The sequence below is a fragment of the Kitasatospora sp. NPDC048715 genome (assembly GCF_043198905.1).
Classification (GTDB): Bacteria; Actinomycetota; Actinomycetes; order Streptomycetales; family Streptomycetaceae; genus Kitasatospora; species Kitasatospora lactacystinica.
The window spans coordinates 320,481-342,650 of sequence record NZ_JBICVH010000007.1 but is presented as its reverse complement, the minus strand read 5'-3'; the positions used below and the strand labels follow the sequence as shown (position 1 = coordinate 342,650).

2 protein-coding genes (1 of these 2 cut by a window edge) are annotated in these 22,170 nt (G+C 72.7%); both read left to right on the top strand.

Annotated elements, in window-relative coordinates; translation table 11 throughout:
• Positions 1-1,954, top strand: the final stretch of a protein-coding gene (locus tag ACGFSC_RS16505; protein ID WP_359897601.1) for an amino acid adenylation domain-containing protein. Its footprint begins 11,054 nt before the window's first position; only the last 1,954 of its 13,008 coding nucleotides appear in the window; its start codon lies beyond the left edge, outside the window; the stop codon is at positions 1,952-1,954.
• Complete coding sequence (locus tag ACGFSC_RS16500; protein WP_359897602.1) at positions 1,954-22,164, top strand: non-ribosomal peptide synthase/polyketide synthase; 20,211 nt, start codon at positions 1,954-1,956, stop codon at positions 22,162-22,164. The genes ACGFSC_RS16505 and ACGFSC_RS16500 overlap by 1 nt, the downstream gene beginning before the upstream one ends.
• Positions 22,165-22,170: the final 6 nt, after the last annotated feature.

Sequence of the window (22,170 nt, the reverse complement as noted above, 5' to 3'; positions counted from 1 at the left end):
GCACGGGACGGCCGAGCAGTTCGGCGCCAGGCTGCACCGGGTGCTCGCGGCGATGGCCGACGATCCGCGCCAACCGGCCCACCGGGTCGAGGTGTTGGGCGAGGCGGAGCGGGAGCTGGTGCTGTTCGGGTGGAACGACACGGCGCGTGAGGTGCCGGCGGTGACGCTGCCGGAGCTGTTCGAGGCGCAGGCGGTGCGTACGCCGGGTGCGGTGGCGGTGTCGGACGCGTCGGGTGGTGTGACGTACGGGGAGTTGAACGAGCGGGCGAACCGCTTGGCGCACCTGCTGGTCGCCGAGGGTGTCGGGCCGGAGGACCTGGTCGCGGTGTGCCTGCCGCGCTCGGTGGAGCTGGTGGTGGCGCTGCTCGCGGTGGGGAAGACGGGGGCGGCGTACCTGCCGCTGGACCCGGAGTACCCGGTCGAGCGGCTGGCGGCGACGGTGGCCGACAGCGGTCCCGTGGTGCTGCTGACCGCCGGCGGCGTCGGTGCGGCCGGGGAGGTGGCCGAGGGCGTCCGGCGGATCGATATCGATGCTGTCGAGACCGTCAACGCCCTGAGTGCGCTGCCGACTTCGAACCCGGAGCGCGCGGGCCACCGTCCGGAGAGTCCGGCGTACGTGATCTACACCTCGGGGTCGACGGGTCGGCCGAAGGGTGTGGTGGTGACGCAGGCGGGCCTGGTGAACTACGTGGTCCGGTGTGTGGAGGCGTATCCGGAGGTCGCGGGGCTGACGGTGCTGCACGCGTCGGTGTCGTTCGACGCGGGTGTGACCGGTCTGTACGGGGCTCTGGTGTGCGGTGGCGAGGTGGTGGTCGCCGCGTTGGACGACGCTCTGCCGGGTGTGTTGGGCGGCCGTCGGCCGTCGTTCATGAAGGTGACGCCGAGCGCGCTGGCGGTGCTGGACTCGCTGGGCGGCGCGGTGAGCCCGTCGGGCCGGCTGATGGTGGGCGGTGAGGCGGTCCAGGCGGCGGCGGTGGCGCAGTGGCGCGAGCGTCATCCGGGTGTCGCGGTGGTGGACCACTACGGTCCGACGGAGGCGACGGTCGGGTGCACCGACTTCGTGCTCCCGGAGGTGCTGGACGGGGCGGAGGTCGTGCCGATCGGCCGGCCGATGTGGAACACCCGGGCGTACGTGCTCGACGGCTCACTGCGACCGCTTCCGGTCGGCGTGCCGGGCGAGTTGTACATCGCCGGTGTCCAGCTGGCGCGCGGCTACCTGGGCCGTCCGGACCTGACGGCGGAGCGCTTCGTGGCCTGCCCGTTCGGTTCGGTCGGGGAGCGGATGTACCGCACCGGCGACCTGGCGCGGTGGCGCGCCGACGGCACGTTGGAGTACCTGGGCCGCACCGACGACCAGGTCAAGGTGCGCGGCTACCGCATCGAGCTGGGCGAGATCGAGTCCGCGCTGCTCGGCCGGCCCGGTATCGCGCAGGGGGTGGTGATCGTCCGCGAGGACGTTTCGGGCGACAAGCGGCTGACGGCCTACGTCGTCCCGGCCACCGGTGCCGAGGTGGACACGGCCGAGGTCAGGACGGCCCTGGCCACCGTCCTGCCCGACTACATGGTCCCCTCCGCCGTCATCGCCCTGGACGCTCTGCCGCTGACCGTCAACGGCAAGCTCGACCGCCGCGCCCTCCCGGCCCCCGACCGCACGGCGGAGCTGGAGGCCTCCTACCGCGCGCCGAGGACGCCCGAGGAGACGCTCCTGTGCGAGGCGTTCGCCGAGGTCCTCGGTCTGGAGCGGGTCGGCATCGACGACAGCTTCTTCGAACTCGGCGGGCACTCGCTGCTGGCCACCCGGCTGGTCAGCCGGATCCGTTCCGCCCTGGAGGTCGAACTGCCTCTCAGGGCGATCTTCGAGAGCCCCACCGTGGCGGGCCTTTCGTCCCACATCAACCGTCCCAAGCGCACCAGGCCCGCCCTGCGTCGTCGCACCAGGCAGGAGGAGATCTGATGATCCCGTTGTCCTACGCTCAGCAGCGGCTGTGGTTCCTCGGGCAGTTGGAGGGGCCGAGCGACACGTACAACATCTCGCTCCCCCTGCGCCTGCGGGGAGCCCTGGACCGTGAGGCCCTGCGGGACGCCCTGAGGGACGTGGTGGAGCGCCACGAGGTCCTCCGCACCGTCTTCCCGGCCAAGGACGGCAAGCCGCACCAGAAGGTCCTGGCCGCCGAGTCGGCCCGGATCGACCTGCCGGTGACCGAGGTGGACGCCGCGGACCTGCCGGCGGCGCTGGCCGCGGCCGCCCGGCACACCTTCGACCTGGAGCACGACATCCCGTTCCGGGCCTGGCTGTTCGCCACCGCGCCGGACGACCACGCGCTGATCGTCGTGATGCACCACATCGCGAGCGACGGATGGTCGAGGGGCCCGCTCGCACGGGACCTCTCCGTCGCCTACGCGGCGCGCCGGGGCGGGCGGGCCCCCGAGTGGGAGCAGCTGGAGGTCCAGTACGCCGACTACACCTTCTGGCAGCAGGACGTGCTCGGCGCCGACGAGGATCCGGAGAGCCTCCTCAACGAGCAGCTGGCGCACTGGCGCCAGGCGCTCGCGGGCATGCCGCACGAGCTGGAACTCCCGGTCGACCGGCCGCGTCCCACCCGCGCCTCGCACGTGGGCGGCGTGGTCGACCTGACCGTGCCCGCCGGGCTCCACGAGCGACTGGTGCGGACCGCGAAGGCCGAGGGGGCCACCGTCTTCATGGCGGCGCAGGCGGCCCTCGCCGTCCTGCTGTCGCGGCTCGGGGCCGGGAACGACATCCCGATCGGCGTGCCGATCGCCGGGCGCCTGGACGAGGCCCTGCACGACCTGGTCGGCCTGTTCGTCAACACGCTGGTGCTCCGGGCGCGGGTCGCCGACGAGGCCACCTTCCGGGACCTGCTCCGGCAGGTCCGGGAGACGTCGCTGGAGGCGTTCTCCCACCAGGACCTGCCGTTCGAGCGCCTGGTGGAGGACCTGGCGCCGGCCCGCTCGATGTCCCGGCACCCGCTGTTCCAGGTGACCCTGAGCGTCCAGAACAACGCGGACGCGGAGCTGCGGCTGCCCGGCCTGGAGGCCGAGCCGCTGAGCGGCGACCAGCGTCCGGCCAAGTTCGACCTCGACGTCCAGCTCGCCGAGCGCTTCGACGCCCAGGGCCGGCCCGCCGGTCTGGCCGGCAGCATCACCTACGCCGCCGACCTGTTCGACGAGGCGACCGTCGAGGCGATGGCGGAGCGGTTCGTCCAGGTCCTCGACTCGGCGCTCTCGGACCCCGACCGGCCGCTCGGCCTGCTGGAGGTGACGAGCCCGGCCGAGCGCCACCGCCTGCTGGACGCGTGGCACACCCCCGCGCGCGGCACCCGGCCGGCGGCGACCCTGCCGGCGCTCTTCGCGGCGCAGGTCGAGCGGACGCCCGACGCCGTCGCCGCGGTCCTCGGCGACGCCCGGCTCACCTACGCGGAACTCGCCGAGCGCTCGGACGCGCTGGCCGCCCTGCTGGTCCGGCACGGCGTCGGGCCCGAGACCTCCGTCGCGGTCTGCCTGGAACGCTCGCTCGACCTGGTCGTGGCCCTGCTCGCCGTGCTGAAGGCCGGCGGCGCCTACCTGCCGGTCGACCCGGCCTCGCCGTCGGACCGCATCAGCTTCGTGTTCGCGGACTGCGCCCCCGCCCTGGTGATCACCTCCACCGCGTCGGCGGGAGCGGTCGCGCACGAGGAGGCCGTCCGCCGGGTGGTCCTGGACGACCCGGAGACCCTCGCGCGGCTGTCCGCCGGCAAGGGCGACGTGCCGCTGCCGGCCGAGGTCCCCGGCGCACTGTCCCCGGCGAACACCGCGTACATCATCTACACCTCGGGCTCGACGGGCCGCCCCAAGGGCGTCGTCGTCCCGCACGGGAACGTGGTGCGCCTGCTCGACGAGACCCAGCCGTGGTTCGAGTTCGGCGCCGACGACGTCTGGACCTGGTTCCACTCCTTCGCCTTCGACTTCTCGGTGTGGGAGCTGTGGGGCCCGCTGCTCCACGGCGGCCGTCTGGTCGTCGTGCCGGTCGAGGTGTCCAGGTCGCCGGTGGAGTTCCTGCGCCTGCTGGCGGACGAGGGCGTGACCGTCCTCAACCAGACGCCGTCCGCTTTCTACCAGCTGGCCCAGGCCGAGGCCCAGCACCCGGACCTCGGGTCCGAACTGCGGCTGCGCACGGTCGTGTTCGGCGGCGAGGCGCTCGACACCGGCCGCCTGCGCGAGTGGTACGCGCGGCACCGGGACGACGCCCCGCGACTCGTCAACATGTACGGCATCACCGAGACCACCGTGCACGTGAGCCACCTCCGGCTCGACCGGTCGACGGCCGTCGAGGGCTCCCTGGGCAGCCCGATCGGCGAGGGCATCCCCGGACTGCGCGTCTACGTGCTGGACGCCGGACTGCGGCCGGCGCCGGTCGGCGTGCCGGGCGAGATGTACGTCGCGGGCGACCAGCTGGCGCGGGGCTACCTGAACCGTCCGGGGCTGACGGCGGAGCGGTTCGTGGCCTGCCCGTTCGGCGAGGCGGGCGCAAGGATGTACCGCACCGGGGACCTGGCGCGTTGGCGCGCCGACGGCACGCTGGAGTACCTGGGCCGCACCGACGACCAGGTGAAGATCCGCGGCTTCCGCATCGAGCTGGGCGAGATCGAGGCCGCCCTGCTCGGTCGGGCGGGTGTCGCCCAGGCGGCGGTGATCGTCCGCGAGGACGTCCCCGGCGACAAGCGGCTGACCGGCTACGTGGTGCCCGACCCGGGCGCGGAGGTCGACACCTCCGTGCTGCGGGGCGCCCTCGCGACGATGCTGCCGGAGTACATGGTCCCGTCCGCGGTCGTGGTGCTGGAGACGCTGCCGCTGACGGTCAACGGCAAGCTGGACCGCCGTGCGCTGCCCGCGCCGGACCGGGGGGCGCTGCTGGAGGCGTCCTACCGGGCGCCGCGCACCGCGGACGAGGAACTGACCTGTGAGGTGTTCGCCGAGGTCCTCGGCGTGGAGCGGGTCGGCATCGACGACAACTTCTTCGAGCTGGGCGGGCATTCGCTGCTGGCGGTGACGCTGGTCGAGCGGCTGCGCTCGCGCGGCCTGCACGTCTCGGTGAAGGCGCTGTTCCAGGCGCCGACGCCCGCCGGGCTGTCGGCGGCCGACGAGGCCGCCCGGGCGTTCGTGGTGCCGGAGAACTGGATCCCGGACGGCGCGACCGCGCTGACCCCGGACATGGTCACGCTGGCCGAGCTGAGCCCGGCGGACCTCGACCGGATCGTGGAGCAGGTCCCCGGTGGTGCGGCGAACGTCGCCGACGTCTACCCGCTGGCGCCGTTGCAGGAGGGGATCTTCTTCCACCACCTGCTGGACGCGGAGCAGGGCCGTGACGTCTACATCCTGCCGACCGTGCTGGCCTTCGACTCGCGGGAGCGGGTCGACGCGTTCGTGTCGGCGCTGCAGGCGGTGGTGGACCGCCACGGCATCCTGCGGACGGCGGTGCTGTGGGAGAACCTGCCCCAGCCGCTCCAGGTCGTCCTGCGCCGGGCGACCCTGCCCGTTCACGAGGTCACGCTGTCCGGTGGCTCCGGTGGCTCCGGTGACTCCCGTGACGCGGGCGACTCCGGCGATGACGCGGTGGCCCGACTGCTGGCGGCCTGCCCGCCGTCGATGGACATCCGGCGTGCCCCGATGGCCGATCTGACGATTGCTCAGGACGCCCCCGGTGGGCGGTGGTTGATGGCCCTGCGCAGTCACCACCTCACCCGCGACCACACCGCGCTGGAGATCCTGCTGGACGAGGTGCGCGCGCACCTGGAGCAGGACGTCCAGCGGCTGCCGGAGCCGGCGCTGTACCGCGACTTCGTCGCCCACGCGCGCCTGGCCGTCAGCGCCGAGCAGCACCGCGCCTACTTCGAGCGGGCACTCGGCGACGTCGAGGAGCCGACCGCACCCTACGGAGTGCTGGACACCCACGGCGACGGCAGCGGCACCGGCGAGTCGATCGTCGAACTGTCCGACGGGCTCGCGGAGCGCGTTCGCGAGCAGGCCCGCCGCCACGGCGTCAGCGCCGCGGCGTTCTTCCACCTGGCCTGGGCAGGCGTCGCCGCGGCCACGACCGGCCAGACCCACCCCGTGTTCGGAACCGTGCTGCTCGGCCGGATGGACGCCGGGGGCACCGCGCACCGGACCCCCGGGCTGTACATCAACACCCTGCCGATCCGGATCGACGCCACCCGGCCGCTGGACGCCGGACTGCGCGCCGTCCAGGTCCAGTTGGGCGAGCTGCTGCGGCACGAGCACGCCCCGCTGACCCTCGCCCAGCAGGCCACCGGAGTCCCCGCGCAGAGCCCGCTGTTCACCTCGCTCCTCAACTACCGCCACAGCCCCGGCGCCGCGAACGAGGGCACCGGCCTCGCCGGGATCCGGGTGCTGTACGGGCACGAGCGGACCAACTACCCGCTCACCGTGTCGGTGGACGACACCGTCGTCGGCTTCCGGCTCTCCGTGCAGGCCGTTCCCGCGATCGACCCGGACGTGGTGTGCGGTCTGCTGCACACCGCCGTCGAGAACCTGGCCGCAGAGCTGGAGCAGGACTCCCGGACCCCGCTCGACCGCATCCCCGTCCTCGACGACCGGCAGCGCGACCGGCTGCTGACCGCCTGGAACGACACCGCCTCCGACGTCCCGGCCGCGACCCTGCCCGAGCTCTTCGAGGCGCAGGCCGCCCGCACCCCGGAGGCCGTCGCCCTGGTCGCCACGGGCGAGAGCCTGACGTACGCCGAGCTGAACGCGCGGGCCAACCGCCTGGCGCACCTGCTGGCGGCCGACGGCGTCGGCCCGGAGCACCTGGTGGCCGTGTGCCTGCCGCGGTCGGCCGAGCTGGTCGTGTCGCTGCTGGCCGTCTCCAAGACGGGCGCCGCCTACCTGCCGCTCGACCCGGACTACCCGGTCGAGCGCCTGGCGACGACCCTGGCCGACGGCCGTCCCACCGCCCTGGTCACCGACAGCGTGACGACGGACGAGGCCCTGACGGCGGACGCGGGCGTCCGGCGGATCGACCTGGACGCGCCGGAGACCGCCAACGCCCTTGGTGCGCAGCCGGTTTCGAACCCGGAGCGCCCCGGCCACCGCCCGGAGAACCCGGCCTACGTCATCTTCACCTCCGGCTCCACCGGCCGCCCCAAGGGCGTCGTCCTCCCGCACTCCGCGCTGAACAACTTCCTCGCGGCGATGAACCACCGCCTGCGGGTCACCGAGCACGACCGCCTGCTGGCCGTCACCACCATCGGCTTCGACATCGCCGGACTCGAACTGCACCTTCCGCTGGTGTCCGGCGCCGCCGTGGTCCTCGCCGACCGCGACGAGGTCCGCGACCCGGACGCCCTGCGCGCCCTCCTCGGGCGCGAGGCCGTCACCGTCATGCAGGCCACGCCCAGTCTGTGGCGGGCCCTGGCGGACGACGACGTCCTGCGGTCCGTCCGGGTCCTGGTCGGCGGCGAGGCGCTCCCCGGCGAGCTCGCCCGCACCCTGGCGGGCACCGCCGCCTCCGTCACCAACCTGTACGGCCCGACCGAGACGACCATCTGGTCCACGGCCTCGGAGGTCTCGGCGGACACCCCGGTCTCCATCGGCCGGCCCATCCTCAACACCCGGGTGTACGTGCTGGACGCGGCGCTGCGACCGGTGCCGGTGGGCGTGGCGGGCGAGCTGTACATCGCCGGCAGCGGCCTGGCACGCGGCTACCTGAACCGCGCCGGCCTGACCGCGGAGCGGTTCGTGGCCTGCCCGTTCGGTGAGGCGGGCGCAAGGATGTACCGCACCGGCGACCTGGTGCGCTGGCGCGAGGACGGGACGCTGGAATACCTGCGCCGTACGGACGACCAGGTGAAGGTGCGCGGCTACCGCATCGAGCTGGGCGAGATCGAGTCCGCCCTGCTCGGCCGGGCGGGCGTCGCCCAGGCCGTCGCGGTCGTCCGCGAGGACGTCCCGGGTGACAAGCGCATCGTCGCCTACGTCGTCCCGGCCGTGGACGCGGCCGTGGATGCCGGCGTACTGCGGGACGCGCTCGCGGTGACGCTCCCCGACTACATGGTCCCGTCCGCCGTGGTCGTGCTGGACGAGCTGCCGCTGACCGCGAACGGAAAGATCAACCGCCGGGGCCTGCCGGCACCGGACCGGTCGGCGCTGCCGGAGGCGTCCTACCGGGCGCCGCGCACCGCGGACGAGGAACTGCTCTGCGAGGTGTTCGCCGAGGTCCTCGGGCTGGAGCGGGTCGGCGTCGACGACAACTTCTTCGAGCTGGGTGGTCACTCCCTGCTGGCGGTGACGCTGGTGGAGCGGCTGCGCTCGCGCGGCCTGCAGGTGTCGGTGAAGACGCTGTTCCAGACGCCGACCCCGCTCGGACTGGCGGCCGTGGACGCGGGCCAGGCGTTCGTGGTGCCGGAGAACCGGATCCCGGACGGCGCGATCGCTCTCACCCCGGACATGATCACGCTGGCCGAGGTCACCGAGGACGATCTCGCGCGGATCGTGGAGCAGGTCCCGGGCGGTGCGGCGAACGTCGCCGACGTCTACCCGCTGGCTCCACTGCAGGAGGGCATCTTCTTCCACCACCTCCTGGACGCCGACGAGGGACGTGACATCTACGTCTTCCCGACGGTGCTGGCCTTCGACTCGCGGGAGCGGGTCGACGGATTCGTGTCGGCGCTGCAGTCGGTGGTGGACCGGCACGACATCCTGCGGACGGCCGTGCTCTGGGAGGGGCTCTCCCAGCCGCTCCAGGTCGTCCTGCGGCAGGCGCCGCTGGCCGTCTCCGAGATCGCCCTGGCGGCGGGTGCCGACGCCGGTGCCGGCGCCGGTGGCGATGTCGTGACGCAGCTGCTGGCGGCCTGCCCGTCCGCGATGGACGTCCGACGGGCACCCCTGATCGATCTGACGATCACTCAGGACATCGATGGTGGGCGGTGGTTGATCGCTCTGCGCAGCCACCACCTGATCCGTGACCACCAGGCGCTGGAGATCCTGCTGGACGAGGTGCGCGCGCACCTGGAGCAGGACGTCCAGCGGCTGCCGGCCCCGGCGCCGTACCGCGACTTCGTCGCCCACGCGCGCCTGGCCGTCAGCGCCGAGCAGCACCGCGCGTACTTCGAGCGGGCGCTCGGTGACGTCGAGGAGCCGACCGCGCCGTACGGCGTTCTGGACACCCACGGCGACGGCAGCGGCACCGGCGAGTCGATCGCCGAACTGTCGGACGAGCTGGCCGGCCGGGTCCGCGAGCAGGCGCGTCGCCACGGCGTGAGCGCCGCCGCGTTCTTCCACCTGGCCTGGGCGCGGGTCGCGGCGGCGACGACGGGGCAGACGCATCCGGTGTTCGGCACCGTGCTGCTCGGCCGGATGGACGCCGGGGACACGGCGAGCCGCACCCCGGGTCTGTACATCAACACCCTGCCGATCCGCATCGACGCCACCCAGCGGTTGAGCACCGGACTGCGGGCGGCGCAGGTGCAGTTGGGCGAGCTGCTGACCCATGAGCACGCCCCGCTGACCCTGGCGCGGCAGGCGACCAGCCTGCCGGCGCAGAGCCCGCTGTTCACCTCTCTCCTCAACTACCGTCGCACCGCCGCCACCGGCGGGGTCGGCGGGGTCGGCGGTGGAACCGCGCGGACGATCGCCGGGATCCAGCTGCTCCGCGCTCAGGAGCGGACGAACTACCCGTTGACGGTGTCGGTGGACGACACCGGTGTCGGGTTCCGGTTCACGGTGCAGGCATGTGCGCCGATGGACTCGGACGTGGTCTGCGGTCTGCTGTGCACGGCGGTGGCGAATCTGGTCGGCGGGCTGGAGCGGGATTCCGCCTCTTCGCTGGATCTGGTTCCCGTTCTGGACGCCGGGCAGCGGGAGTTGGTGCTGCGCGGGTGGAACGACACCGTGCGTGAGGTGCCGGTGGGGACGCTGCCGGGGCTGTTCGAGGCGCAGGTGGCGCGGACGCCGGATGCCACGGCTGTGGTGTTCGGCGGTGGTGCGGCGCGTGAGGTCGTGTCGTACGCGGAGTTGAACGAGCGGGCGAACCGCTTGGCGCACCTGCTGGTCGAGGGCGGTGTCGGCGCCGAGGATCTGGTGGCGGTGTGTCTGCCGCGCTCGACCGAGCTGGTGGTGTCGTTGCTGGCGATCGGTAAGGCGGGGGCGGCGTATCTGCCGCTGGACCCGGACTACCCGGCGGAGCGTCTGGCCTCCACCCTGGAGGACGGCCGTCCGACGGTGCTGGTCACCGACAGTGTGACGATGGGCGGGGAGCTGGCGGCTGGTGTCCGGCGGATCGACCTGGACAGCCCAGACACCGTCAACGCCCTGAGTGTGCAGGCGGTTTCGAACCCGGAGCGGGTGGGCCACGGCCCGCAGAGCCCGGCGTACGTGATCTACACGTCCGGTTCCACCGGCCGCCCGAAGGGTGTGGTGGTCGCGCACGACGGTGTGGTGAACCGTTTGGCGTGGATGCAGGACGACTACCGGCTGACGTCGTCGGATCGGGTGCTGCAGAAGACTCCGGTCGGGTTCGACGTCTCCGTGTGGGAGTTCTTCTGGCCGCTGACCACCGGCGCCACCCTGGTGGTCGCACGTCCGGACGGTCACCGTGATCCGGCGTACCTGGCGGAGGTGATCCGTGCCGAGGGTGTGACGGTCACGCACTTCATTCCGTCGATGATGCAGGTGTTCCTGCTGGAGCCGGCCGCGCGGACCTGTACTTCTCTGCGGGCGGTGTTCGCGAGTGGTGAGGCGTTGTCGCCGGAGTTGCGCGACGCGTTCCTGCGGGATGTGGGTGTTCCGCTGCACAACCTGTACGGCCCGACGGAGGCGTCGATCGACGTCACTGCCTGGGAGTGCGTGCCGGGGACGGCGACGGTGCCGATCGGCGGCCCGGTCGGTAACACCCGGGTGTACGTGCTGGATGCCGGGCTCAGGCCGGTTCCGGTCGGTGTGGCGGGCGAGTTGTACCTCGCCGGTGTTCAGCTGGCGCGCGGGTACCTGAACCGTCCGGGTCTGACGGCGGAGCGGTTCGTGGCCTGCCCGTTCGGCGAGGCGGGCGCAAGGATGTACCGCACCGGCGACCTCGCCCGCTGGCGAGAGGACGGCACGCTCGACTACCTGGGCCGCACGGACGACCAGGTGAAGGTGCGTGGTTACCGCATCGAGCTGGGCGAGATCGAGGCGGCGGTGCTCGGTCAGTCGGGTGTCACGCAGGCCGCCGTGATCGTCCGCGAGGACGTCCCGGGCGACAAGCGCATCGCCGCCTATGTCGTCCCGGCCGTGGACGCGGAGGTGGATGCCGTTGCACTGCGGGATGCGCTCGCGACGACGCTTCCCGACTACATGGTCCCGTCCGCGATCATGGCGCTGGACGAGCTTCCGCTGACGGTCAACGGCAAGCTGGACCGCCGCGCTCTGCCGGCTCCCGAGATCACCGCGATCCACGAGGCCTACCGAGCGCCGCGCACGGCGGACGAGGAACTGCTCTGCGAGGTGTTCGCCGAGGTCCTGGGCCTGCCCCAGGTGGGCATCGACGACAACTTCTTCGAACTCGGCGGCCACTCCCTGCTGGCGGTGACGCTGGTCGAGCGCCTGCGCTCGCGCGGCCTCCAGGTCTCGGTGCGGGCGCTCTTCCAGGCCCCGACGGCGGCCGGACTCGCGGCCGTCGACACCGGCCAGGCGTTCGTGGTGCCGGAGAACCGGATCCCGGACGGCGCCACCGCCCTCACCCCGGACATGGTCACGCTGGCCGAGGTCGCCGAGGACGATCTCGCGCGGATCGTGGAGCAGGTCCCCGGTGGTGCGGCGAACGTCGCCGACATCTATCCGCTGGCGCCGCTGCAGGAGGGGATCTTCTTCCATCACCTGCTGGACGCGGAGCAGGGCCGTGACGTCTACATCCTGCCGACCGTGCTGGCCTTCGACTCCCGCGAGCGCGTCGACGCGTTCGTGTCGGCGCTGCAGGCGGTGGTGGACCGCCACGGCATCCTGCGGACGGCCGTGCTGTGGGAGAACCTGCCCCAGCCGCTCCAGGTCGTCCTGCGCCGGGCGACTCTGCCCGTCCACGAGGTCACGCTCTCCCGTGACTCGCATGGCTCCGGCGATGACGCGGTGGCCCGGCTGCTGGCGGCCTGCCCGCCGTCGATGGACATCCGCCGTGCGCCCATGGTCGACCTGACGATTGCTCAGGACATCGTCGGTGATCGGTGGTTGATGGCTCTGCGCAGTCACCACCTCACCCGCGACCACCAGGCCCTGGAGGTCCTCTTCGACGAGGTGCGCGCGCACCTGGAGCACGAGGAGGACCGCCTGCCCGAGCCAGCGCCGTACCGCGACTTCGTCGCGCACGCGCGCCTGGCCGTCACCGCCGACCAGCACCGCGCGTACTTCGAGCGGGCGCTCGGTGACGTCGAGGAGCCGACCGCGCCGTACGGAGTGCTGGATACCCACGGCGACGGCACCGACGCCGGCGAGTCGATCGTCGAGCTGTCGGCCGAACTGGCCGAGCGCGTCCGCGAACAGGCTCGTCGGCACGGCGTGAGCGCCGCGGCGTTCTTCCACCTGGCCTGGGCCCGCGTCGCGGCCGCGACGACCGGCCAGACGCACCCCGTGTTCGGCACGGTGCTGCTCGGCCGGATGGATGCCGGTGACACGGCGAGCCGCACCCCGGGTCTGTACATCAACACCCTGCCGATCCGGATCGACGCCACCCGGCCGCTGGTGGCGGGTCTGAAGGTGGCGCAGCAGCAGCTGGGTGAGCTGCTGCGGCACGAGCACGCCCCGCTGACCCTCGCCCAGCAGGTGACCGGCGTCCCCGCCCAGAGCCCGTTGTTCACCTCGCTCCTCAACTACCGCCACAGTGTGCCCAGTTCTCACCCCGACCAGCAGGGCGTGCCCGGAAGCGGGACCACGGGCATCGACATCGTGTACGCCTCGGAGCGGACGAACTACCCGTTGACGGTGTCGGTGGACGACACCGGTGTCGGGTTCCGGTTCACGGTGCAGGCGTGTGCGCCGATGGACTCGGACGTGGTCTGCGGTCTGCTGTGCACGGCGGTGGAGAACCTGGTCGGCGGGCTGGAGGAGGACTCCGCCGCCACGCTCGACCGGATCGCCGTTCTCGACGACGGGCAGCGGGAGTTGGTGCTGCGCGGGTGGAACGACACGGCGCGTGAGGTGCCGGTGGGGACGCTGCCGGGGCTGTTCGAGGCGCAGGTGGCGCGGACGCCGGATGCGGACGCGGTGGTGTTCGGCAGTGGTGCGGCGCGTGAGGTCGTGTCGTACGCGGAGTTGAACGAGCGGGCGAACCGCTTGGCGCACCTGCTGGTCGAGGGCGGTGTCGGCCCCGAGCACCTGGTGGCCGTCTGCCTGCCGCGCTCGACCGAGCTGGTGGTGTCGTTGCTGGCGATCGGCAAGGCCGGGGCGGCGTATCTGCCGCTGGACCCGGACTACCCGGACGACCGTCTGGCCTCCACCCTGGAGGACGGTCGCCCGACCGTCCTGGTCACCGACAGCGTGACGATGGACGGGGCCCCGGCAGCGGCGGCGGGCGTCCGGCGGATCGATCTGGACGCGCCGGAGACCGCCAACGCCCTTGGTGCGCAGCCGGTTTCGAACCCGGAGCGCCCCGGCCACCGCCCGGAGAGCCCGGCGTACGTCATCTACACCTCCGGTTCCACCGGTCGCCCCAAGGGCGTGGTGATCTCCCACCAGGGGATCGTCAACCGCCTTTCCTGGGGGCAGCAGGACTACCGGCTGACGCCGTCGGACCGGGTGCTGCAGAAGACTCCGGTCGGGTTCGACGTCTCCGTGTGGGAGTTCTTCTGGCCGCTGACCACCGGCGCGACGCTCGTTGTCGCGCGTCCGGACGGTCACCGTGATCCGGCGTACCTGGCGGAGGTGATCCGCGCGGAGGGCGTGACGGTCACGCACTTCATCCCGTCGATGATGCAGGTGTTCCTGCTGGAGCCGGCCGCTCGGACCTGCACGTCTCTGCGGGCGGTGTTCGCCAGCGGCGAGGCTCTGTCGCCGGAACTGCGGGACGCGTTCCTGCGGGACATGGGCATCCCGCTGCACAACCTCTACGGCCCCACCGAGGTGTCCATCGAGGTCACCGCCTGGGAGTGCGTGCCCAGGACGGCGACGGTGCCGATCGGCGGCCCGGTCGGCAACACCCGGGCCTACGTGCTGGACGCCGCCCTGCGTCCGGTGCCGGCCGGTGTGGCGGGCGAGCTGTACATCGCCGGTGTGCAGCTGGCACGCGGGTACCTGAACCGCCCGGGGCTGACGGCGGAGCGCTTCGTCGCCTGTCCGTTCGGCGGTGCGGGGGACCGGATGTACCGCACGGGTGACCTCGCCCGCTGGCGCGAGGACGGCACGATCGACTACCTGGGCCGCACCGACGACCAGGTGAAGGTGCGCGGTTACCGGATCGAGCTGGGCGAGATCGAAGCCGGCCTGCTCGGTCAGCCGGGTGTCGCCCAGGCGGCCGTGATCGTCCGCGAGGACGTCCCCGGTGACAAGCGCATCGCCGCCTACGTGGTGCCCGCCGCCGGTGCGGAGATCGACACCACCGAGATCCGGGCCGGGCTGGGCGCCGTCCTGCCCGAGTACATGGTCCCGTCCGCGATCATGGTGCTGGACGCGCTCCCGCTGACCGTCAACGGCAAGCTGGACCGCCGGGCACTCCCGGTGCCGGACCGCACGGAGCTGCTGGAGTCGTCCTACCGGGCGCCGCGCACGGCGGACGAGCAGCTGCTCAGCGAGGTGTTCGCCGAGGTCCTGGGTCTGCCCCAGGTCGGCATCGACGACAACTTCTTCGAGCTGGGCGGCCACTCCCTGCTGGCGGTGACGCTGGTGGAGCGACTGCGGGCGAGCGGTCTGCCGGTGTCGGTGAAGGCGCTGTTCCAGGCCCCGACGCCGGCGGCGCTGGCCGCCGTCGACGCCGGTCAGGCCTTCGTGGTGCCGGAGAACCGGATCCCGAGCGACGCGACCGTCCTCACCCCGGACATGGTCACGCTGGCCGAGCTGAGCCCGGCGGACCTCGACCGTCTGGTGGAGCAGGTCCCCGGTGGTGCGGCGAACGTCGCGGACGTCTACCCGCTGGCGCCGCTGCAGGAGGGGATCTTCTTCCACCACCTCCTGGACGCCGACCAGGGCCGCGACGTCTACATCGTCCCGGTCGTTCTGGGCTTCGACTCGCGCGGGCGCATGGACGACTTCGTCGCCGCGCTCCAGCACGTCGTCGACCGGCACGACATCCTGCGGACGGCCGTGCTGTGGGAGAACCTGCCCCAGCCGCTCCAGGTCGTCCTGCGGCAGGCCCCGGTGGCGGTCGAGGAGATCGCCCTCACCGGGGACCCGGGCGAGGACGCGGTGGCCCGGCTGCTGGCGGCCTGCCCGCCCTCGATGGACATCCGCCGTGCCCCGATGATGCGGCTCGTCGTCGCGGCCGATCCGGGCCGGGACCGCTGGCTGATGGCCCTGCAGAGCCACCACCTGATCCGGGACCACCAGGCGCTGGAGATCCTCTTCGACGAGGTGCGGGCGCACCTGGAGCAGGAGGAGGACCGGCTGCCGGAGCCGGCGCCGTACCGCGACTTCGTGGCGCACGCCCGGCTGGCTGTCACGGCCGACCAGCACCGTGCGTTCTTCGAGCGGGCGCTCGGGGAGGTGGAGGAGCCGACGGCGCCGTACGGTGTGCTGGACACGCACGGCGACGGCAGCGAGACCGGGGAGGCCGTGGTCGATCTCTCCGGTGAACTGGCCCACCGGGTGCGCGAGTTGGCGCGCCGGTACGGTGTGAGTGCGGCGGCGTTCTTCCACCTGGCGTGGGCGCGGGTCGCGGCGGCGACGACGGGGCAGACGCATCCGGTGTTCGGCACCGTGCTGTTCGGCCGGATGGACGCCGGGGACACGGCGAGCCGGACCCCGGGTCTGTACATCAACACCCTGCCGATCCGCATCGACGCGACCCAGTCGCTGCTGGCGGGGCTGAAGGTGACCCAGCAGCAGCTGGGCGAGCTGCTGCGGCACGAGCACGCCCCGCTGACCCTCGCCCAGCAGGCCACCGGCGTCCCGGCGCAGAGCCCGCTGTTCACCTCGCTCCTCAACTACCGCCACAGCCGGACGGCCGACACCCATCAGACCGTCCTTGCCGGCGTCACCCCGCTGTTCGGGCAGGAGCGGACGAACTACCCGTTGACGGTGTCGGTGGACGACACCGGTGTCGGGTTCCGGCTCACGGTGCAGGCGTGCGCTCCGATGGACTCGGACGTGGTCTGCGGCCTGTTCGAGGCTCTGGTGGAGCGGCTCGCCGACGGACTGGAGCACGAGCCCGACCTGAAGCTCGACCAGGTCTCGGTGCTGGACGCCGGGCAGCGGGAGTTGGTGCTGCGCGGCTGGAACGACACGGCGCGTGAGGTGCCGGTGGGGACGCTGCCGGGGCTGTTCGAGGCGCAGGCGGCGCGGACGCCGGATGCGGACGCGGTGGTGTTCGGCAGTGGTGCGGCACGTGAGGTCGTGTCGTACGCGGAGCTGAACGAGCGGGCGAACCGCTTGGCAAACCTGCTGGTTGAGGCCGGCGTTGGGCCGGAGCACCTGGTGGCGGTGTGTCTTCCGCGCTCGACCGAGCTGGTGGTGTCGTTGCTGGCGATCGGGAAGGCGGGGGCGGCGTATCTGCCGCTGGACCCGGACTATCCGGCGGAGCGTCTGGTCTCCACTCTGGAGGACGGCCGTCCGACCGCCCTGGTCACCGACAGTGTGACGATGGGCGGGGAGCTGGCGGCTGGTGTCCGGCGGATCGACCTGGACAGCCCGGACACCGTCAACGCCCTGAGTGCGCAGGCGGTTTCGAACCCGGAGCGGGTGGGTCATGGCCCGCAGAGCCCGGCGTACGTGATCTACACCTCGGGGTCGACGGGTCGGCCGAAGGGTGTGGTGGTCGCGCATGACGGTGTGGTGAACCGTTTGGCGTGGATGCAGGACGACTACCGGCTGACGTCGTCGGATCGGGTGCTGCAGAAGACTCCGGTCGGGTTCGACGTCTCCGTGTGGGAGTTCTTCTGGCCGCTGACCACCGGCGCCACCCTGGTGGTCGCACGTCCGGACGGGCACCGCGATCCGGCGTACCTGGCGGAGGTGATCCGTGCGGAGGGCGTGACGGTCACGCACTTCATTCCGTCGATGATGCAGGTGTTCCTGCTGGAGCCGGCCGCGCGGACCTGTACTTCTCTGCGGGCGGTGTTCGCGAGTGGTGAGGCGCTGTCGCCGGAGCTGCGCGACGCCTTCCTGCGGGATGTGGGTGTTCCGCTGCACAACCTGTACGGCCCGACGGAGGCGTCGATCGACGTCACTGCCTGGGAGTGCGTGCCGGGGACGGCGACGGTGCCGATCGGCGGCCCTGTCGGCAACACCCGGGTGTACGTGCTGGACGCGGCGCTGCGGCCGGTTCCGGTCGGCGTTGCCGGTGAGTTGTACCTCGCCGGTGTTCAGTTGGCACGGGGCTACCTGAACCGTCCGGGGCTGACGGCGGAGCGCTTCGTGGCCTGCCCGTTCGGCGAGGCGGGCGCAAGGATGTACCGCACCGGCGACCTCGCCCGTTGGCGAGAGGACGGCACCCTCGACTACCTGGGCCGCACGGACGACCAGGTGAAGGTGCGCGGTTACCGCATCGAGCTGGGCGAGATCGAAGCCGCCGTGCTCGGTCAGCCGGGTGTCGCCCAGGCCGCCGTGATCGTCCGCGAGGACGTCCCGGGCGACAAGCGCATCGCCGCCTACATCGTCCCCGCCGCCAATGCGGAGATCGATACCGCCGCCTTGCGCGGCACCCTCGCGACGGTGCTGCCGGAGTACATGGTCCCGTCCGCGATCGTGCTGCTGGACGCGCTCCCGCTGACCGTCAACGGCAAGCTCGACCGCCGCGCTCTGCCGGCCCCGGAGATCACCGCGATCCAGGAGGCCTACCGGGCGCCGCGCACGGCGGACGAGCAGGTGGTCTGCGAGGTGTTCGCCGAGGTCCTGGGCCTGCCCCAGGTGGGCATCGACGACAACTTCTTCGAACTCGGCGGGCATTCGCTGCTGGCGGTCACCCTGGTCGAGCGCCTGCGCTCGCGCGGCCTCCAGGTGTCGGTGCGTGGACTGTTCCAGGTGCCGACGCCCGCCGGGCTGGCCGCCGCCGACACCGGCCGGGCCTTCGTGGTGCCGGAGAACCGGATCCCGAGCGACGCGACCGTCCTCACCCCGGACATGGTCACGCTGGCCGAGCTGAGCCAGGCGGACCTCGACCGGATCAGTGCGGCGGTCCCGGGTGGTGCGGCGAACGTCGCGGACGTCTATCCGCTGGCGCCGCTGCAGGAGGGGATCTTCTTCCACCACCTGCTGGACGCGGACCAGGGGCGCGACGTCTACATCGTTCCGGTCGTTCTGGGCTTCGACTCGCGGGAGCGCGTCGACGCGTTCGTGACCGCGCTTCAGCACGTCGTCGACCGGCACGACATCCTGCGGACGGCCGTGCTGTGGGAGAACCTGCCCCAGCCGCTCCAGGTCGTCCTGCGCCGGGCGACTCTGCCCGTCCACGAGGTCACGCTCTCCCGTGACTCGCATGGTTCCGGCGATGACGCGGTGGCCCGGCTGCTGGCGGCGTGCCCGCCCTCGATGGACATCGGCCGCGCACCCATGATCGACCTGACGATCAATCAGGACGATGAATCCGGGCAGTGGTTGATGGCTCTGCGCAGCCACCACCTCACCCGTGACCACCAGGCCCTGGAGATCCTCTTCGACGAGGTGCGCGCGCACCTGGAGCACGAGGAGGACCGCCTGCCCGAGCCGGCGCCGTACCGCGACTTCGTCGCGCACGCGCGCCTGGCCGTCACCGCCGACCAGCACCGCGCGTACTTCGAGCGGGCGCTCGGTGACGTCGAGGAGCCGACCGCGCCGTACGGCGTGCTCGACACCCATGGCGACGGCAGCGGCACCGGCGAGGCGGTGGTCGAGCTGTCGGACGAGCTGGCCGGCCGGGTCCGTGAGCAGGCGCGTCGTCACGGCGTCAGCGCGGCGGCGTTCTTCCACCTGGCCTGGGCCCGCGTCGCGGCCGCGACGACCGGCCAGACCCACCCCGTGTTCGGCACGGTGTTCCTGGGCCGGATGGACGCGGGAGGCACCGCGCACCGGACGCCGGGTCTGTACATCAACACCCTGCCGATCCGGATCGACGCGACCCGGGCGCTGGACGCCGGACTGCGGGCCGCGCAGGTGCAGTTGGGCGAGCTGCTGCGGCACGAGCACGCCCCGCTGACCCTCGCCCAGCAGGCCACCGGCCTGCCGGCGCAGAGCCCGCTGTTCACCTCGCTCCTCAACTACCGCCACAGCCCCGGCGCGACGGGCGAGGGCACCGGCCTCGCCGGGATCCGGGTGCTGTACGGGCACGAGCGGACCAACTACCCGCTCACGGCCTCGGTGGACGACACCGGTGCCGGCTTCCGGCTCTCGGTGCAGGCGGGTTCGCCGATCGACCCGGACGTGGTGTGCGGCCTGCTGCACACGGCGGTCGAGAACATGGTCGGCGCGCTGGAGCGGGACGCCGGTACGTCGCTGGAGCGGATTCCCGTCCTCGACGACCGGCAGCGCGACCGGCTGCTGACCGCCTGGAACGACACCGCCTCCGACGTTCCGGCCGCGACGGTCGGCGAGCTCTTCGAGGCCCAGGTGGAGCGGCTGCCGGAGGCGGTCGCGGTGGCCGCCGACGGGGCCGAGGTGTCCTACCGGGAGCTGGACGCCCGGGCGAACCGCCTGGCCAGGCTGCTGGTGTCGCGGGGCGTGGGCGCGGAGTCCGTGGTCGGCGTCTGCCTGGAGCGCGGGGTCGGGCTGATGGTCGCGCTGCTGGCGGTCGTCAAGGCCGGCGGTGCGTACATGCCGATCGACCCGGCGTACCCGGCGGACCGGATCGGCTACATGCTGGAGGACGCGAGGCCGGTGACGGTGCTGGCCTCGGCGGGCACGGTGTCGGCTCTGCCCGGTTCCGGCGCGCTGGTCCTGGACGCGCCGGAGACGGTGGCGGAGCTGGCCGGTCTGGGCGGCGGCGCGCTGGTGGACCGCGTGGTGCGGACCGCGGACGCGGCGTACGTGATCTACACCTCCGGGTCGACCGGTCGCCCCAAGGGCGTGCTGGTCTCCCACGCGGGTGTGGCGAGCCTGGTGGCCGGTCAGGTGCGGTACCTGGGGGTCGGCTCCGGGTCGAGGGTCGGGCAGTTCGCCTCGGCGGGCTTCGACACCTTCGGCTGGGAGTGGTTCATGGCCCTGCTGACCGGCGCGGCCCTGGTGGTGATCCCGCAGGACCGCCGCCTGGGCGAGGCCCTGCCGCACTTCCTGGCGGAGCAGCGGGTCACCCATGTGACGCTGCCGCCGGCCGTGCTGGCGACGCTGGACGAGCGGTCGATCGCCGACGACGTCGTCCTGGTGACCGCCGGTGAGGCCTGTCCGCCGGACGTGATGGCCCGCTGGATGCGCGACCACCGGGTGTTCAACTCGTACGGCCCGACCGAGACGACGGTGGACGCCACGATGTGGCCGTGCGATCCGTCGGCGGGCGTGGTGTCGATCGGTTCGCCGGTGGTCGACACCCGGGTGTTCGTGCTGGACGGGTTCCTCGCACCGGTTCCGGTCGGGGTGCCCGGCGAGATGTACGTGGCGGGTGCCGGCCTGGCCCGGGGCTACCTGGGCCGCCGGGGTCTGACGGCGGAGCGGTTCGTGGCCTGCCCGTTCGGTTCGGCCGGGGAGCGGATGTACCGCACCGGTGACCTGGCTCGCTGGCGCGAGGACGGGACGCTGGAGTACCTGGGCCGCACCGACGACCAGGTGAAGATCCGCGGCCACCGCATCGAGCTCGGCGAGATCGAGGCCGCCCTGCTCGGCCGGCCCGGGATCGCGCAGGCCACCGTGATCGTCCGCGAGGACGTCCCCGGTGACCGGCGCATCGCCGCCTACGTCGTCCCGGCCGTGGACGCGGCCGTGGCCGCGGAGGTGGACGTCGCCGAGGTCCGGGCCGGGCTGGGCGGGGTGCTGCCGGAGTACATGGTCCCGTCCGCGATCACGGTGCTGGACGCGCTGCCGCTGACGGTCAACGGCAAGCTGGACCGCCGTGCGCTGCCCGCGCCGGACCGGGCGGAGCTGCTGGAGGCGTCCTACCGGGCGCCGCGCACCGCGGACGAGCGGCTGGTCTGCGAGGTGTTCGCCGAGGTCCTGGGCCTGCCCCGGGTCGGCATCGACGACAACTTCTTCGAGCTGGGCGGGCATTCGCTGCTGGCGGTGACACTGGTCGACCGGCTGCGGTCGACGCTCGGGGTCACGGTGGGGGTCCGGAACCTCTTCGAGGGCCCCACGGTCGAGTCCCTGGTCCGGGGGCTGCGCCGGCCGGCGGGCGCGGAGGGGCTCAAGGTCCTGCTCCCGCTGCGCGCGGGCGGCGAGCGGCCCCCGTTCTTCGCGGTGCACCCGGCCGGTGGTCTCAGCTGGTGCTACGCCCCGCTGACCGGGATCATGCCCGAGGAACGGCCGCTGTACGGCCTCCAGGCGCGCGGTCTGAGCGAGCCGGGCGCGTTGCCGGGTTCGGTCAAGGAGATGGCGGCGGACTACGTCGAGCAGGTCCGGGCGGTGCAGCCGAGCGGCCCGTACCACCTGCTGGGCTGGTCGCTGGGCGGTGTCGTCGCGCACGAGATGGCGGTGCAGCTGCAGGCCGTCGGCCAGGAGGTCGGCGCGCTGGTCGTGCTCGACGCGTACCCGTCGGTCACCGTGGACCAGGGCGTGGACGAGCCCGGGATCGAGGAGGTCGACTGGACCGACGCCGTCCTGCGGGTCGGCGAGCGCTTCGGCCTCGACCTCTCCGACGAGGAGCTGGCCGTGGCCGAGGGCGTCCGGGCGAACAACGTCGAGATCGCGACGGCGCACGTTCCGGGGACGTACCAGGGTGACCTGGTCCACGTGGCGGCGCTGCTGGGCAAGCCGGCCGGGACGCCGCTCGGGGTCCGGTGGAAGCCGTACGTCACCGGCGAGGTGGCGCAGACGGCCCTGCCGTGCGGGCACCACGAGCTGGCCCGGCCGGAGGCGCTGCGGGCGGCCTGGGACGCGACGAGCCGGTGGCTGGAGGGCCCGGAGGGTCTGGAGGGTTAGGACCCG